Source organism: Paenibacillus hebaui, from assembly GCF_051934385.1.
Lineage (GTDB): Bacteria > Bacillota > Bacilli > Paenibacillales > Paenibacillaceae > Paenibacillus.
In genome coordinates, this window is sequence record NZ_CP196836.1 from 1,881,845 (window position 1) to 1,897,907 (window position 16,063).

12 protein-coding genes are annotated in these 16,063 nt (G+C 45.9%); 7 read left to right on the forward strand and 5 right to left on the reverse strand.

Going from position 1 to position 16,063, the window contains the following annotated elements:
• Positions 1 to 289 precede the first annotated feature (289 nt).
• The gene (locus ACR32F_RS08580) at positions 290 to 3,163 is read left to right on the forward strand and encodes a 2-oxoglutarate dehydrogenase E1 component (protein ID WP_440117975.1); all 2,874 of its coding nucleotides are present in this window, start codon (positions 290 to 292) and stop codon (positions 3,161 to 3,163) included.
• A 5-nt stretch (positions 3,164 to 3,168) separates the two neighbouring features.
• The gene (gene odhB / locus ACR32F_RS08585; protein WP_440117977.1) at positions 3,169 to 4,443 is read left to right on the forward strand and encodes a 2-oxoglutarate dehydrogenase complex dihydrolipoyllysine-residue succinyltransferase; all 1,275 of its coding nucleotides are present in this window, start codon (positions 3,169 to 3,171) and stop codon (positions 4,441 to 4,443) included.
• A 128-nt stretch (positions 4,444 to 4,571) separates the two neighbouring features.
• Here the strand turns inward: odhB and ACR32F_RS08590 are convergent, their stop codons facing one another.
• The 4 genes from ACR32F_RS08590 to ACR32F_RS08605 all read right to left on the reverse strand — a co-directional run bounded on the left by ACR32F_RS08590 (position 4,572) and on the right by ACR32F_RS08605 (position 8,299).
• Entirely contained in the window at positions 4,572 to 5,549 is a 978-nt protein-coding gene (locus ACR32F_RS08590; RefSeq protein WP_440117979.1) for an alpha/beta fold hydrolase, read from the reverse strand.
• 41 nt (positions 5,550 to 5,590) lie between these two features.
• Positions 5,591 to 6,568, reverse strand: coding sequence for a type I phosphomannose isomerase catalytic subunit (locus ACR32F_RS08595; protein WP_440117981.1), 978 nt, complete (start codon positions 6,566 to 6,568; stop codon positions 5,591 to 5,593).
• 192 nt (positions 6,569 to 6,760) lie between these two features.
• Positions 6,761 to 7,345 carry a class I SAM-dependent methyltransferase gene (locus ACR32F_RS08600; protein WP_440117983.1) on the reverse strand — a complete coding sequence of 195 codons (585 nt, stop codon included), beginning with the start codon at positions 7,343 to 7,345 and terminating at the stop codon, positions 6,761 to 6,763.
• A complete protein-coding gene (locus ACR32F_RS08605; protein WP_440117985.1) occupies positions 7,346 to 8,299 on the reverse strand; it encodes a TIGR01212 family radical SAM protein in 954 nt (317 codons plus the stop codon).
• Positions 8,300 to 8,620: 321 nt separating this feature from the next.
• On the opposite strand from ACR32F_RS08605, the gene ACR32F_RS08610 reads away from it, so the two are divergent.
• Together ACR32F_RS08610 and trmB are read left to right on the forward strand one after the other, a co-directional pair.
• Positions 8,621 to 8,821 carry a hypothetical protein gene (locus ACR32F_RS08610; protein WP_440117987.1) on the forward strand — a complete coding sequence of 67 codons (201 nt, stop codon included), beginning with the start codon at positions 8,621 to 8,623 and terminating at the stop codon, positions 8,819 to 8,821.
• Between the two features lie 151 nt (positions 8,822 to 8,972).
• The gene (trmB, locus tag ACR32F_RS08615; RefSeq protein WP_440117989.1) at positions 8,973 to 9,722 is read left to right on the forward strand and encodes a tRNA (guanosine(46)-N7)-methyltransferase TrmB; all 750 of its coding nucleotides are present in this window, start codon (positions 8,973 to 8,975) and stop codon (positions 9,720 to 9,722) included.
• A 135-nt stretch (positions 9,723 to 9,857) separates the two neighbouring features.
• Here the strand turns inward: trmB and ACR32F_RS08620 are convergent, their stop codons facing one another.
• On the reverse strand, positions 9,858 to 12,104 hold the full coding sequence (locus ACR32F_RS08620) for an AraC family transcriptional regulator (RefSeq protein WP_440117991.1): 2,247 nt from the start codon (positions 12,102 to 12,104) through the stop codon (positions 9,858 to 9,860).
• A 401-nt stretch (positions 12,105 to 12,505) separates the two neighbouring features.
• On the opposite strand from ACR32F_RS08620, the gene ACR32F_RS08625 reads away from it, so the two are divergent.
• From ACR32F_RS08625 to ACR32F_RS08635, 3 genes are all read left to right on the forward strand, one after another.
• A complete protein-coding gene (locus ACR32F_RS08625; RefSeq protein ID WP_440117993.1) occupies positions 12,506 to 13,411 on the forward strand; it encodes an ABC transporter permease in 906 nt (301 codons plus the stop codon).
• A gap of 31 nt (positions 13,412 to 13,442) precedes the next feature.
• Complete coding sequence (locus ACR32F_RS08630) at positions 13,443 to 14,345, forward strand: carbohydrate ABC transporter permease (protein WP_440117995.1); 903 nt, start codon at positions 13,443 to 13,445, stop codon at positions 14,343 to 14,345.
• Between the two features lie 103 nt (positions 14,346 to 14,448).
• On the forward strand, positions 14,449 to 15,996 hold the full coding sequence (locus tag ACR32F_RS08635; protein ID WP_440117997.1) for an ABC transporter substrate-binding protein: 1,548 nt from the start codon (positions 14,449 to 14,451) through the stop codon (positions 15,994 to 15,996).
• Positions 15,997 to 16,063: the final 67 nt, after the last annotated feature.

A 16,063-nucleotide genomic window follows, 5' to 3' on the forward strand; every position in this document is an offset into this window, starting at 1 on the left:
TAGTAGAACACGCACTTCACTTGATAAAGTTGAAGATGGTGTAACCTTCGAACGGATCAGGACAGTATTCGGCATCTGTGCGACGGTATATACAATCATTATTTTACTATGATTTTGAAAACGCAGACAAACCTTGACGGGAGCGTCGGACTAACGTTACTACCACCAACAGCACGATTATTGGACTTCATGAAAAATATCGCTTAAAATGTTGAACGAACGCAAATTACAGCTTAGTCAATGATTTCCGTCAAAACCTTATGACTAAATCAAGACGGAGGGAACGTCGATGACGATCGTGGAAGGCAACAAGAAGCCCTGGGAAAGTTACTATGGCCCCAATATGGGATATGTACAGGAACAATATGAGTTATACACTCAAGATCCTGGTTCGGTTACACCAGCCTATCGGGAATTATTTGAACAATGGGGTGCTCCGCCGATGTCTGGCAGAGATGCACATACAACCTCGTATTCCGTCAAAGCCCAAACTGCTTCCGGAAGCGTGGATATTCATTTATTACAGAAAGCGGTTACAGCGGGGAAATTGGTATGGAATATCCGCACATATGGTCACCTTGCAGCAGATATTGATCCGCTGGGAATCAGCGAGGCTTCAGACACATCCCTGCTTGAACCGAAGCATTTTGAATTAAATGAAGAAGATCTGAAAGCTCTGCCAGCTTCGCTGATTTGGGAAGGTGCAGATGGACAGACTGTAACGGGATTAGATGCCATCCAGCGTTTACGGCAAATCTATACCGGTCCTATTGCTTATGAATTTAGTCATGTGCATGAAGTTCAAGAGCGGGAGTGGCTGAACCGTCGTGCAGAATCACGCACTTCACCTGCGCCGCTTAATCAAGAGGAACGTACAGCTTTGTTGGAACGTTTGGTTGAAGTGGAGCAATTTGAAGATTTCCTGCACAAAACATTTGTTGGACAAAAGCGTTTCTCTATTGAGGGTAACGATGTGCTTGTACCGATGTTGGATGAAGCTGTCCGCATAATGGCACATGCCGGCTCAAGTCATATTTTGATGGGGATGGCCCACCGTGGACGGCTGAATGTTCTGGCACATGTACTGGGCAAACCCTACAGCAAAATTTTCTCTGAATTTCATCATTCTCCGAACAAGGATTTGGTTCCATCTGAAGGTTCAACAGGAATCAACTATGGCTGGACGGGGGATGTCAAATACCATCTGGGTGCGAATCGTTTTGTCAAAGAGGGAGAGGCTGTACAGGCGCGTCTAACACTTGCGAACAACCCGAGTCATCTGGAATATGTAAACCCGGTTGTTCAGGGATTTGCACGTGCAGCACAGGATGATCGCCGTGATCCGGGTTATCCAAAGCAGGATGTAACCAAAGCAGCAACGATTCTTATGCATGGTGATGCGGCCTTCCCTGGGGAAGGAATTGTAGCAGAAACGCTCAATTTCAAAGCCTTGCCAGGTTACCAAAATGGTGGAACCATCCATATTATCGTAAATAACCGTCTCGGATTTACTACAGACAGCAGCGATTCACGTTCAACGTACTATGCAAGTGACCTTGCCAAAGGATACGAAATTCCGATTGTACATGTGAACGCGGACAATCCTGAAGCTTGTATTGCGGCCATTCGCATGGCTGCTGAGTACCGCAACCGTTTCAAAAAAGATTTCCTGATTGATCTGATCGGATACCGCCGTTACGGACATAACGAGACAGATGATCCGGAAACAACACAGCCAACGGTCTATGACAAGGTTAAGAACCATGCTACGGTAAGTCACTTGTATCAGGATCAATTGAAACAGGAATCGGTTCTCGACGATGCATCTATTACCAGCATTCGTGATGCCGTAACGAATCGATTAAAAGAAGCTTACGATCAGATGAAGAAAAATGAAGTTCATGAATATTACCAACGGCAAATCAGTGAACCTGAGGTGGTTTCGGTTACTCCTACAGCGGTACCGCTGAAGGATCTACAGAGCATCAATGCCGATTTGCTGAAATGGCCTGAGAATTTTAATGTGTATCCGAAGTTGCAACGTATTTTGCAGCGCAGAAGCATCTCTTTGAACGAGGGTGAAAAGGTAGACTGGAGCCTTGCGGAGACACTTGCTTTTGCAACCATTCTGGCTGATGGTAAACCAATTCGGATCAGCGGACAGGATGCAGAGCGGGCTACATTCGCTCATCGGAACCTGGTACTTCATGATTCGGAGAACGGAACAAAGTTTTGCCCATTGCATCATCTACCACAAGCTCGAGCATCCTTTGCGATCTATAACAGTCCTTTATCCGAGGAATCCGTTGTTGGATTTGAATACGGATATAACGTATATTCACCAGATACGCTTGTCATCTGGGAAGCACAATTTGGGGATTTTGCGAACTGTGCACAGGTTATTTTTGACCAATTTGTATCTGCTGGTCGTGCCAAATGGTCTCAGAAATCGAGCCTGGTCATGCTGCTTCCGCATGGTAACGAAGGTCAGGGCCCAGAGCATACCAGTGCTCGTCTCGAACGTTTCCTTCAACTATGTGCAGAAGACAACATGACCGTTGCTTACTTGTCGAGCGCTTCTCAATATTTCCATCTGTTACGTCGTCAGGCTTCATTGACCGAAACAGAAGATGCCCGTCCACTGGTCATGATGTCGCCGAAAAGTCTCATCCGTAACCCGCGTGTCGCATCACCTGCAAAAGAATTCAGCGAAGGCAAGTTTGAGCTGGTGTTGGAGCAAGCAGGACTTGGCACGAAGCCGGATCAGGTAGAGCGCATTATTTTGTGCAGTGGCAAGATCGCCATCGATCTGGAAGATGCTTTTGAAAAAGATAAAGCAGATCGGTCATGGCTTCACATTATTCGTGTCGAACAGCTGTATCCATTTCCGGCGGAAGAAATCAAACGTGTACTCGCACGTTTCAGCAAGCTGAAAGAGTTAGTGTGGGTTCAGGAAGAAAATAAAAATATGGGTGCCTGGACATATATGGAGCCTCGCCTACGTGAAATCGCGCCAGAAGGCACAACCGTTAGATATGAAGGTCGTCCGGAACATGCGAGTCCTTCCAGCGGTTATCAGCTTGTGCATATCAAGGAACAGCAACAGATCATTACATCCGCATTGAAACAAACGACGAAGAATAATATTCCACTGGGGAGGTAACAGCTGTGAGTGAAATTAAAGTACCTGCAATGGGCGAGTCGATAACAGAAGGAACGGTATCCAAATGGCTGGTTAAAGAAGGGGAAACCGTGAATCAGGGGGATGTCCTTCTGGAGCTGGAGACGGATAAAGTCAATATTGAGATCAGTGCTGAAGAGACTGGCGTACTCGAGAAAATTATTCGTCAGGAAGGCGAGACTGTCGTGATTGGTGAAACGATTGGTACGCTCGCTGCTGGAGCTGGAGGAGGAAGCGGTACGTCCGCTTCCGAGCCACCAGCAACGGAGCAGCAACAGGCGGCAACAACAGCACCAGAAGCTCCAACTCCACCACCAGCGCCAGTTGCCGCAACTCCAGAGTCTTCGGATAGCTCCAAAACAGCTTCACCGTCCGCCCGCAAACTTGCACGTGAGCGCGGAATCGAGCTGGATCAGGTTCAGAGCAAGGACCCAATCGGACGCGTATATCAGGATGATGTGAAGAGTCATAGTACTCAGCCAGCGGCTCCTCCAGCTCCTCCTGCCAAAGCTCCCGCGGCAGCACCTAGTGCCCCAGCTGCTGGAGGTTCCACGTATACCAAACCCGTGGAGCGTCAACGCATGTCTCGTCGTCGTGCGACCATTGCCAAGCGCTTGGTAGAAGCACAGCAGACAGCAGCAATGTTGACTACCTTTAATGAGGTAGACATGACCGCGATCATGGACGTTCGTAAACGTCGCAAGGACAAGTTCAAAGAAAAACATGAAATCAATCTTGGCTTCATGTCGTTTTTTACCAAAGCAGTTGTAGGCGCTCTGAAAAAGTTCCCAACGATCAACGCGGAAATTGATGGCGAAGATGTTGTACTTAAAAAATACTATGATATTGGCATCGCCGTATCTGCAAAAGAAGGTCTTGTCGTACCAGTTGTACGTGATGCCGATCGTTTGGGCTTCGCCGAGATCGAGAAGAGTATTGCTGATCTGGCATCCAAAGCTCGTTCTAACACACTGGCGCTATCTGATCTGCAAGGAGGAACGTTCACCATCACCAACGGCGGAACATTTGGTTCCTTGTTGTCTACACCAATTTTGAATACTCCTCAAGTGGGTATTCTCGGTATGCACAAGATCCAGCTTCGTCCAGTAGCCATTGATGCAGAACGGATGGAGAACCGTCCAATGATGTATATCGCACTTTCTTACGATCACCGAATCATCGATGGCAGTGAAGCCGTTCGTTTCCTCGTGACTGTGAAAGAACTGCTTGAAGATCCGGAATCCTTGTTGATTGAAGGATAATCCATTCATCCATAATATTTAAAGGTGACTTGCCATTTTTATAAAGTTAAAGGTAAAGCCCCTGAACATGGAGCGCAGCGAGAGCTGAGCACCTGTTCAGGGGCTTTTTCATCGTTATATCCAATAAGTTATACAGAATCGATGATTTCACTATCTGCCATCTGATTTTCGACACTAGAATCAGGTGTATGTCTTTCCAGCCATTCCACGACGTGCTGGGCTACTTCCGTCCGATTCGTCTCATGCAGCATTTCGTGGCGTCCGCCAGGATACAAGCGGTATTCAATATGCTCAAGCTGAAGTTCCCGATACTGTGAGACCAGGTTAAAGACTCCTTTTCCATGAAGTCCAACCGGATCTTGTTCACCGGAGAACAAATATACAGGTTTATCTTTGGGGATCCTTTTCATATTACGTGGCTTGTGGATTTCCAGCAGCATTTTGAAAAAATCGCGGAAAAATCCTGCGGTACAGACAGCCCCACACAAAGGGTCATCAATGAAGCGTTTCACCTCTTCAGAGTCTCGTGACAGCCAATCAAACGGTGTTGTTGCCGGACGGAAAGAGCGGTTGAACCCACCAAATACAATCGCATTGAGCAACATACTTGGATGTGCAGCCCCCTGAATACCACATTGCAAGAAGGCCAGTTTCTCTCCAATATACAGCAGACCACGTTTGCCATTGGTCCCGGACAAAATAAAGGCATGGTAACGCTCGTGTCCTGCGTACATTAGATGCTGTACCAAAAACGATCCCATACTGTGTCCCATCAGAAAGAGAGGTACAGCAGGGTGTTCTTTGGCTGCAACCTCGCCTAGATTGATCATGTCACTCGCCATCCAGCGAAAGGCATCCATTCCGGCATTGCCTAGCATATTAGGATTCTCAACGGTTTTGCCATGACCGCGATGATCATTGGCGTAGACAGCGTAACCATGTCTGGTGAGATGTTCGGCAAATTCAGCGTATCTGGCTGCGGTCTCACCCATGCCATGTGCGATCTGTACTACGCCTTTGACGTGGCGTTCCGGATCGGGGATCCAGCGGTACACATGAATACGGGTACCATCATTGCCAACCAGGCCAAAGGTAGATTCCTGCATCTCGTGTAAACCCTCCTTCACAGGTTACGTTAGAACTAATTCTATGGTAGATATGAGCGGAGAACAGTGGTATTGCCATCCAGCGTATAAGAGCCCAGATTGGCAGGAAGCAAGTAACATTGTCCGGCTTTCAATTCAATTTTCTCTGATTCCTTATTATCCCACTCCAGCGTTCCGCTGCCTTCACAGACAACAAGAATAGTGAAGCTGTCAGTACTTGTAGAGAGCTCCCAACGGTCCGTAACGATACCTTTTTCAACAACGAAATAAGGGCATTCCGCAAGCTTCAGCCATTCCCCAGGCGTTGCGTCATTGGTTTTCATCGTAGTGGCACCAGCACCCTCATAAGCCGTTACATTTAGGGAGTCTTCCACATGCAACTCACGTGGTTTGCCATCCAGGCCCGGTCGATTATAATCGTATATCCGATAGGTTGTATCTGAATTTTGCTGAATCTCAGCGACAACGACACCGGCACAGAGAGCATGTACCGTGCCAGCAGGGATAAAGAACGTATCTCCCGCTTCTACAGGAACCTGACGAAGTGTATCCATTACTGTACCGTTCTCCAGTGCTTCCTTCAGAACAGCACGATCAACACCCTCATTCAGTCCATAGATGATGTGTGCTCCCGGTTTGGCATCGAGAACATACCACATTTCCGTTTTGCCAAGCTCGCCAGAAGGGAGGGCTTCGTAATCATCCGTTGGATGAACCTGTACAGACAGATCATCATTACAGTCCAGTAGTTTGATCAGAAGGGGAAATCTTCCGCCTTTTTCCGATACACCTTTCGTTCCAAGCCATGCTGTGCCCAGTTGTTCACGGACTTCATCCAGACCTTTGCCTGTTAATGTTCCATTTAATACTTTGGTTGTTCCATTGGGATGGTCCGCGATCATCCATCCTTCTCCAATATGTCCTTCAGGCGGCGTCAGGCCGAATTGCTCCAGCGCGCGACCTCCCCATACACGTTCTTTGAACTCTGGTTGAAATTGCAGTGGGTATGGCGTAGGCATTCCTAATCTCTCCTCTAGTATATGAAGTGGTGGATCGCTTTAATCAGTCATTGCCGCCAATTCGGCAGGAATGTAACATACAGTGAATACGTTTGCACATCTTTATGTAGTACACAAATCGCATGATAAAGAACGGGAAAGGTACTTTGTTACGATTGTGTCTAGTTTATTGTATTTGGTGAACAAAGGAAATTACTTTTTCTCTATGCCGATCAGAAAAGGGGAAGCTTCACGCTGCAATTGGCGATAGATCACAACTTGTCCCTGTTCTACAGGCAGAGCAGAGGACCACTTCAGTACGGAATCCGCTTCCTGTGCACCTCCGTCATGACCCGGATACAGCACAACCGTAATAATGCCGCGAGGCTTAAGCAATTCAAGTGCAGCCTCCAGTGCGGCAATGGTACTGTCCGTTTCCGTAATAATGGAGGAGTCTGCGTCTTCCGAGGGTAGATATCCCAAGTTGAACATGACAGCACCAACGGCACCCTGCCATGTTTCAGGCACCGCTTCAGCCATTCGGTCATGGCTTAATTGAAGCAGAGAAATGGAGCCGAGCTTGGCACTGTCCTCTTGTTTGCGAATTCTTGCCTGTGCCAGAGTCAGGGCTTCACTTTGAATATCGAAACCGATGACTTGACCGCGCTGACCTACCTTTTGTGCCAAAAATAACGTATCCGCACCTGTGCCTACCGTTGCATCTATAGCCAGGTCTCCAGGTTGCAGACGGGAAGCGACCCACTGATGTGCACAGCTCAGAACCGATAGAAAGCCCATCTATGCTCGCCTCCAATACTTTCCTTGCCATGAATTCCGTTGCGCCAGCTCACGGTCAATGGAATTCAACACTTCCCATTTGTTCAGGGACCACAGGGGGCCGATCAACGAATCACGCGGTGCATCGCCAGTAAGACGGTGTACGATCATTTCCGGTGGAAGCATCTCGAGCGTATCCACGATCAACTTGATGTACTCATCCTGTTCCAGGAAGCGAAGAAGCCCGGCTTCGTATTGCTTCACCATCGGGGTTTTGCGCATCAGATGAAGCAGATGGATCTTGATTCCCTGTACATCCATATTGGCGATGGCACGTCCGGTGTCCAGCATCATCTCATGAGTCTCTTGGGGTAAACCGTAAATGATATGTGTGCAGACACGGATATTCCGTTTGCGCAGTTTTGCAACAGCTTCTTCGTAACATTGGGTATCATGCGCACGATTAATCAATGTGGATGTGGAATCGTGAATCGTTTGCAGCCCCATTTCAACCCACAGGTATGTGCGTTCATTAAGCTCAGCCAAATAATCCACAACATCATCCGGTAAACAGTCGGGGCGTGTAGCAATGGACAAACCGACGACACCAGGCTGCTGTAAAATGACTTCAAAATATTCACGAAGCTCCTCAACCGGCGCATACGTATTTGTATAGGCTTGAAAGTAGCCAATGTAGTCGGCTGTAGGCCATTTCAAATGCTGTTTATCTCGTATGGTATTGAATTGGGTAACCAGATCGTCGCGTCTGCTGCCGGCAAAATCACCTGACCCACGAGCGCTGCAGAACGTGCAGCCGCCTTTGGCAATGGAACCATCACGGTTCGGACAAGTAAATCCGGCATCCAGCATCACTTTAAAAACTTTGTTGTTAAATTCATTTCTCATCTCGTAATTCCATGTATGGAATCGCTTATCTCCCCACAGAAGAGGAGTCTGTAATGCAGGTGCATTCATCTTCAGGGTACTCCTTTGGCTGTCTGATTGCTTAATCATCCTATTTAATTAAAAACGAAGTGCTAATCTATACGTCTCAAAGATGGGCGATAGATCGATATTCGTTGTCTTCATGAACTTTTACCATTGTATCAAAAAACTCAAAAAAAGGGGAATCCGAATGCAAAAATAGGCCGTGAAATCAAGGTTTTCTTCTTGCTATAGTTTACACATTATGTTATATTTAAATCAACGTCAGACACCATCTAATGGGTATTATTCATCATAACATTTGAATCAAAGTTGACGTCATGGACCATACTATACCGTGAGGTGATATGAATGAATTCCCAAGTTAAAAACAATGAGCTTCATCATGTGTCTGTTGAACTGACGGCAGAAGAGGCACTGGCTTTGACAGGTGTTCGTTTTAATGGCAATCCGAAAGTGAAAGCGGCTGCAAGACAAAAAGTTCGCGATGCTTTCGAAAAGACATTTGATTTTTCACACCAAGATAAGGTAGACTATGAACTATTAAAGTAGTTGGACCCCAATTCCAAATAAATCGAAGAGGGAATCTTTGAGATTTGCCCAAAGTGGCAGATCCGAAGATTCCCTTTTCATTGCTCTTTACAATTTGCCGGTTCTTCGGCAAAATAAGTCTGAGACAAGTATGGACAAACGGAGGAATAAAATGCGTTTACGTGGCAGAAAAGGGATTCGGGAAAATCTGGAGCAGCAAGTTGATCTCGTTGTTTTAGATCCCAAACAGCACAAAGGGAAATGGTCTGAACTTTTTGGCAATGACCATCCGATTTTTGTGGAATTTGGCATGGGTAAAGGTCAATTTATCAGCCAAATGAGTTATCGATATCCTGAATTTAATTTTATCGGAATTGATATGTATGATGAATTGGTACGCCGTGCCAGCGAGAAAGCTCGTAATGCATGGAGTCAGGCAGAGGTAGAGACACCACCCAACTTGAAGCTGGCTCTGGCGAATATCGAACAGATTGAGGAAGTATTTGAACCAGCGGAACTGGAGCGGATCTATCTAAACTTTAGTGATCCTTGGCCGAAAGCCAAGCATGCACGCCGTCGGTTGACTCATCCACGTTTCCTGAAGAAGTATACAGAGTTGCTTAACCCGAAAGGCCAAATCCATTTCAAAACGGATTCGGAGACACTCTTTGATTTCTCGCTCAACGCGATTGCTGATTTTGGTCTGCAAATGACTAATCTTTCTCTGAATTTACACCGCGATGGATTGAATGAAGAGCATGTGATGACCGAGTATGAGCAGAAATTCATGGGCAAAGGCATGAACATTCACCGTGTTGAAGTGATTGTTGGTGAAGAGGCATTACGTGAATATCAGCAGATTCGTCTGGACAAGTACAAAGTGCGTGAAGCTGCGGACGAGTCAGGCGAAGATCAGGAATAATAACTGAAACAAAGCGGCACATGAGGAGTGTAATGATGCACTCCAATTCATGTGTCGCTTTTTTGTTGTTTATTGTTATTGTTCTCCTATACTGAAGTCCTTTTCGTGACACTTGCTACTCCAGTTTTGCTTCCACTAATGCTCTGAATGAAGCTCTTTACGTCGATAATCGTTGGGGGTAACCCCATTGAACTTCTTGAACATGCGGTAAAAATAGGAGCTGTTCGAGAATCCGGTTTTCTCAGCAATATCAGCAACAGAGTTTTCTGTCTCAATTAGCAGATGCTGAGCCTTGGCTATGCGAGTTTCATTAATGATATCAGTTAGTCCTTTTAACGTGAGTTGCTTATAGAGTCTGCTGACGTAAATAGGTGACATGGCCAGCTCATCTGCAATTGAGGTGAGACAGAGATTGGTGTCTGCATAGTCTCGTTCAATAATATAGTTGATTTTGCGAATGAGCTCTTCGTGTTTGAGTGTTCGTTTCTCCTCTACTTTGGAACCAAGCTCATCAAACATACGGTAGAAGTGGGCATGGACTTCATTAAGATCCTCGGTATCCTTGATCGGCAGCATTGACCCGTCAGAGATCGAGTCCAGCGTAAGCTGATTGTTCTTCTTGAGTGTATTTCGCACATGGTTCAGCGTCATCGTCAGATGCGACAAGGCCAACTGAAATACGGTAAATGGATATGCTGCTGTCTCGCCAACGATGTCTGCATAGATCTGTTTGGCTTCTCCTGTTTTGCCAGTCATCAGGCAATCAATCAGCTGTCTTTCTTTTCCAACAGGGAAAGCATACTCCTTGGAGTGATAGGCCATAATGTCCGATGTATATATCAGGCAGCCTGGGCCCATGAATAAGCGATGGAGTGAAGCCTCTGCCGATCGTGTATAGGAGGCAATGCTATTTTCAAGCGACTCTTCTTCAGGCCCAATGGTAAAAGAGATGGAGCATCTCAGATGCGTCATAACGGCGGCCTGCATCATACGCAGCAAATCCTCAATATCGCTGGGCTCATGATCGATGTGTTCTTGAATTTTCGAATTGAAAACAAGGGTAATCAGATCCCCACCCATATCCACGGCTTCTGTATGGTAGTACTGATCAGCTGTTTCCGTGCAGATGTTCATCATGGCGTATTTGACAAGTTGAATCTCATCCCGATAGGTGTCACTGAATTCGGTAAAATGATCAATGCGGAGCAGCACCAGTCTGGATACACGATGGACAGCGACAGACGAACCGTAGAACTTCATGCGTTCCTCCAGCATACCTCCCGTTACCGTTTCCCGTCCTTGTAACGCTCCTCGTAGAAAATCCTGTCGCAAAAGATGCAGGCTGCCACGACGCTCTGCCTCCATTACGCGCATACGGACAAGGACCTTATCAATGGGATGATACAACTTCCTGGAGACGAGGTAAGATAGCAGCAATCCGGCAACTAATAGTCCCAGACAAAAAAGGATCGTGTGTGTTCGCATATTCCGAATATCAGCAGTAATTAGATCATAGGGCGTTATGCGGACATAGCGCCAACCCAGGTTATCAGGATCGGTGTAGGTAATGAGTGACTTTTCTCCATCAACCTCTGCGGTAAAATAAGCCGATTGTTCTGTATACATCAGGATTGGTTGCATGAACGTTTCACTGGAGAGATCTTGCATCAACGCACGATTACTAAAATCCGACAAAAGTTCTCCGTTTTCATTAATGATAAATGTTTTGCCCGGTTGATCGACTGAATTCATATTGGGACTAAGCCAATCATCCTTAATGTTAACAATGACGGCATAGTTTAATTTTGCGTTATCATTAATCGTGTCATAACAGAGGTAGGTATAGCTACTGACTTCTGTGGCCTCGGTAGAGCCCACCTGGTATGTACGCGGAATCGGTACAAAGGGTTTGTATTCATGAAACCGCTGGAGGATATCTGTAATTCCCTGATCATCGATTTCGGAGATGGATTGTTGTCCATTACGCACTTCATTGGAACTGATAAAGAATTCATTGCTTTTGGAGTTATATACATAGATGGATTCGATAAAAGGAAGGGACATTCGGTAGTTATCGAGCTGTTCCATAGCTGAAGTGATTTCATAGATACTTGGTTTGGAGTAAAGCAGTAGTGAAGAGATGGTATAGTCCTGATAAATCTGATAAGACAAGGATTTGGCGGTCTCGGTCATTTTGGAGACTTCCCGGCTGGTCTGGGTGAGACTGTTCATATCGGTTCGATATACTTGGCGAAAAGCAATGCGATTATAGTTGACGTACAAGATGGCAGAGGCCACAAGCAACGTAGCAACGGTGCTGACAATGATACCGATCAGAATTCGTGTAAACACCTTCTGGCTGTCTTCTGAACGTTTACGCATGAGCTTTCCCCCTTAAATCTTCTGTTTTGGGCGAACAAAGTACAGCTTCATAGAGAAGCAAAGGGCTTCACATATAAATGGGGGGAATAACGGATGTATCTTGAATTATATACTATGTATGCGTTTACATCAACGGTGGAAGAGGGCTGTATACTTGATTTACTTAGCTAAAATTCAACTTTCGCTGTATTGTTCACTACGCTCAGCCTATGCACGATATCAACTTTTATGAACGTGTGCTGTTCATTTCAGTGTTCGTGCATATTGTTCATATTTAATTTGGCAGAATCGTTCATGATCCGGCTGAATGATTCAGTATCCAGGTTCGTGCAGGGCAATCTACAATAAAAACAGAGCTTCACTGCGCGCCGCGCCGCAAGAAATTCGGGAGGGATCGAGCCATGCTCAAAGAAATGAACAAAAACAAAATGATGTTCCTGATGCTGCTGCCTACACTAATCTTTTTTCTGATTAACTCGTATTTTCCGATGGTCGGTATCTATTATGCGTTCACTCGGTATGATTTTGCAGGAGGTTTATTCGGCAGTCCTTTTGTGGGCCTGGAGAACTTCAAGTTCTTATGGCAATCGGGGATGCTGCTGAAGCTCACGACCAATACCGTGGGTTATAATCTGGCTTTCATTATATTAGGTAATGGACTGGCGATCTTCTGTGCAATTATGCTCAGTGAAATCCGGGGAAGATTATTCAAAAAAATCACCCAGTCGGTCATGTTTTTACCGTATTTCATCTCCTTTGTACTATTAAGTGTAATCGCTTACAATATGTTCAACTATGAATCCGGTTTTGTGAACACGGTGCTCAAACGTTTCGAGGCCGGTCCGATTGACATTTACAACACACCATGGATCTGGGTGTTCCTAATCATCATTTTTTATCTGTGGAAAAATCTTGGGTACAGCATGATCATCTACCTTGCAGCCATCACAGGCATCAGCGATGAGTATTACGAAGCCGCTAGAATAGACGGAGCCAATATCTTTCAGCGAATCTGGTACATCACCTTACCGATGCTGAAACCGACGTTTGTCATCCTGTTATTGTTCTCACTCGGAAGCATTATGAAAGGGCAGTTTGATCTCTTTTACCAGCTTATTGGAAATAACGGGGTTCTGTATAACGCTACAGACATCATTGATACGTATGTGTACCGTTCTCTGAAAGTGACTTTTGACATCGGAATGGCGACCGCCGCCGGCTTATACCAATCCCTCTTCGGTTTTATCCTGATCATGACCGTGAATTATATCATTCGCAAAGTGAATGAGGACTACGCTTTGTTCTAAAAACACCCGCAGGGAAGAAGGGAGAACCACTATGCATACGACTCGTGCCAAAGATTCTGAATTCAATTTACTGTTTCAAATGATTGCTTACAGTTTCATCATCATTCTTTCCATTTTATGTTTGCTGCCGTTTCTGCTCATTCTGTCGGGTTCATTCAGCAGCAATGAATCTATTGTGAGGGATGGGTACCACCTGTTTCCCACTGATTTTTCACTGGAAGGTTATAAGATGGTGTTCACGTTCCCTACAAAGGTGCTCAAAGCCTATGGCGTGACCGTCTTCACTACGGTTGTAGGTACGGTGCTTGGATTGTTTCTCATTACGATGGCGGGATTTGTGCTGCAGCGCAAAGACTTCAAATACCGTAACACGTTCTCCTTCTTTATCTACTTCACTACCCTGTTTGGTGGGGGATTAGTGCCTTGGTACATTATGCTCGCGAACTACTTCAACCTCACAGATACGTATACCGTGTTGATTTTCCCAGGGTTGATGACGCCGTTCCTCATTATTTTGATGAAAAACTTCATTCGTTCAGCTGTTCCTGATGAATTGATTGAGTCAGCCAAAATTGATGGAGCAAATGACTTCCGCATCTATTACAGCGTTGTGCTGAAACTGGCGATGCCCGGCATTGCCACCGTCGGATTATTTCTGGCACTGGGCTACTGGAATGACTGGTTTACTTCATCTCTTTTCATTAACAATCCGGATATGTACCAGCTGCAATTCTATTTGTACAACACGATGAACACGATCACCTTCATTGACCAGATGGCGATAGGTACGGGGATCACGCTCAGTCAGGATGTACCTACCGAATCAACCAAGATGGCGATGGCTATTGTGGTAACGGGTCCAATACTGTTCCTGTATCCGTTTGTGCAACGTTATTTCGTCAAGGGACTTACAATTGGTGCGGTCAAAGGTTAGAACGTGAATGCGCTGTGGATACAGGTCGCTTAAAGGCTGTCTGATCTGAACCACAGTGAGTTTGCGCTAACATATAAGGTTTACACAAAAAGGGAGGATGCGTATGCGTAACAAAACAATTCGGCACCTGTCTCTGGTACTTGCCCTGATGCTGTTCGCCGGGGTGCTTGCCGCATGTAATAACGGTTCGGGGGGATCGACGCAAGGGAGCGAGCAGGGAGGGGCTTCTGAGAACAAAGGCGAGAAAGTAACACTGCAATTTTACATGCTTGGTGATGCACCAAAAGATTTGCCTGTGATTGAGTCGGAGATCAACAAACTAGCTGAGGCTGATCTGAATGTTAATGTGAAATTCAACTTCACTTCCTGGACAGACTGGGATCAAAAATACAAACTACTGCTGTCTTCGGGCCAGCCAATCGATCTGATCTTCACAGCCGATTGGACATTTTACCAGTCTTATGCCAAGAAAGGAGCATTCCTGCCCCTGGATGAACTGTTACCAAAGGCGGCGCCAGCACTAAAATCTCATGTTCCTGACGACATGTGGAATGCAGTCAAAATCAACGACAAAATCTATACAGTGCCTTCCACATGGGTGGAGTATGTGACAGAGGGGATTGCCTATCGTGAGGACTTGCGTGAGAAGTATAATTTGCCCAAACCGGAATCTCTGGAAACGCTCGAAGCGTATCTTGAGGGCATAAAAGCGAATGAACCAAACATGATTCCAATCGCGGATAGCAATGCCAACCATACCCATGGTATTCGTCAACTAACCTCCAAGCTGGTTAATACAGCAGGTCAACTTCCGTATGGGTTGGATATTATGTACGACACACCATCGACCGTGACTTCCTATTGGGGATCTGCACAGCATCTGGAGGACCTGAAAACCTACAAGCGTTGGATGGATAAAGGCTTCTTTCCGAAAAATGTGCTGAATGTAAAGGATACCTCCAATTCGTTGCTGCAAAATGGAAAAGCGGCGGTTGTTCTATCGGGTGAGAACCCGAACAAATTTAATGCGGATGTGATCAAGGTTCAGTCCACTCATCCGGATTGGAAGCTGGCTTATTTCCCTTACCCGAATGCGAAAGGGTTTGCACAACCGGTTCACCCGATTCATAATGGGTTTGCCATTCCTCGGAGCAGTAAAAACCCGGAAAGGGCATTGGCATTTTACGAAAAATTGGTGACGGACAAACGTTATAATTGGCTCACTGAATACGGCGTTGAAGGCAAGAACTTTGAAGTACAAGAGGGCTACTACAAAATGGTGGGTGATGCTCAGACCAACGGATTCCCGCGTGAAGGCATGAATGGCTGGGCATGGCGTAATCCTGAATTCATGCTCTATGACAAGAGCTTTGATGATGTGCTGACGATGTTTGAGGATCTGGACAAAATCAAAAAGCCGGATATCTACACCGGATTTGCTGAGGACTGGACACCATATCAGGCCGAAAAGGCAGCACTTGAGCAGGTGGAGAAACAATATTTGTATCCGCTGAATGTAGGCTTGGTAGCAGATGTGGAAGCAGGATTGAGCACATTTATGGAGAAAGCCAAGCAGGCAGGTCTGGAGAAAATCCAGAGTGAGTATACCAAGCAATGGCAAGAGTACTTGAAGTCGGCGGGGATTCAGTAGTTTGCACTATGTTTCATAAGAACCAGGATACCAGTAAAGGTGCCTTCGAATCGAAGGCACCTTTACT

Excerpts from the sequence above, each read along its gene's own strand:
- ACR32F_RS08580 (WP_440117975.1), top strand. The coding sequence starts at position 290 with ATGACGATCGTGGAAGGCAACAAGAAGCCCTGGGAAAGTTACTATGGC.
- ACR32F_RS08590 (WP_440117979.1), bottom strand. The coding sequence starts at position 5,549 with ATGCAGGAATCTACCTTTGGCCTGGTTGGCAATGATGGTACCCGTATT.
- ACR32F_RS08595 (WP_440117981.1), bottom strand. The coding sequence starts at position 6,568 with ATGCCTACGCCATACCCACTGCAATTTCAACCAGAGTTCAAAGAACGT.
- ACR32F_RS08600 (WP_440117983.1), bottom strand. The coding sequence starts at position 7,345 with ATGGGCTTTCTATCGGTTCTGAGCTGTGCACATCAGTGGGTCGCTTCC.
- ACR32F_RS08605 (WP_440117985.1), bottom strand. The coding sequence starts at position 8,299 with ATGAATGCACCTGCATTACAGACTCCTCTTCTGTGGGGAGATAAGCGA.
- ACR32F_RS08610 (WP_440117987.1), top strand. The coding sequence starts at position 8,621 with ATGAATTCCCAAGTTAAAAACAATGAGCTTCATCATGTGTCTGTTGAA.
- trmB (WP_440117989.1), top strand. The coding sequence starts at position 8,973 with ATGCGTTTACGTGGCAGAAAAGGGATTCGGGAAAATCTGGAGCAGCAA.
- ACR32F_RS08620 (WP_440117991.1), bottom strand. The coding sequence starts at position 12,104 with ATGCGTAAACGTTCAGAAGACAGCCAGAAGGTGTTTACACGAATTCTG.
- ACR32F_RS08625 (WP_440117993.1), top strand. The coding sequence starts at position 12,506 with ATGCTCAAAGAAATGAACAAAAACAAAATGATGTTCCTGATGCTGCTG.
- ACR32F_RS08630 (WP_440117995.1), top strand. The coding sequence starts at position 13,443 with ATGCATACGACTCGTGCCAAAGATTCTGAATTCAATTTACTGTTTCAA.
- ACR32F_RS08635 (WP_440117997.1), top strand. The coding sequence starts at position 14,449 with ATGCGTAACAAAACAATTCGGCACCTGTCTCTGGTACTTGCCCTGATG.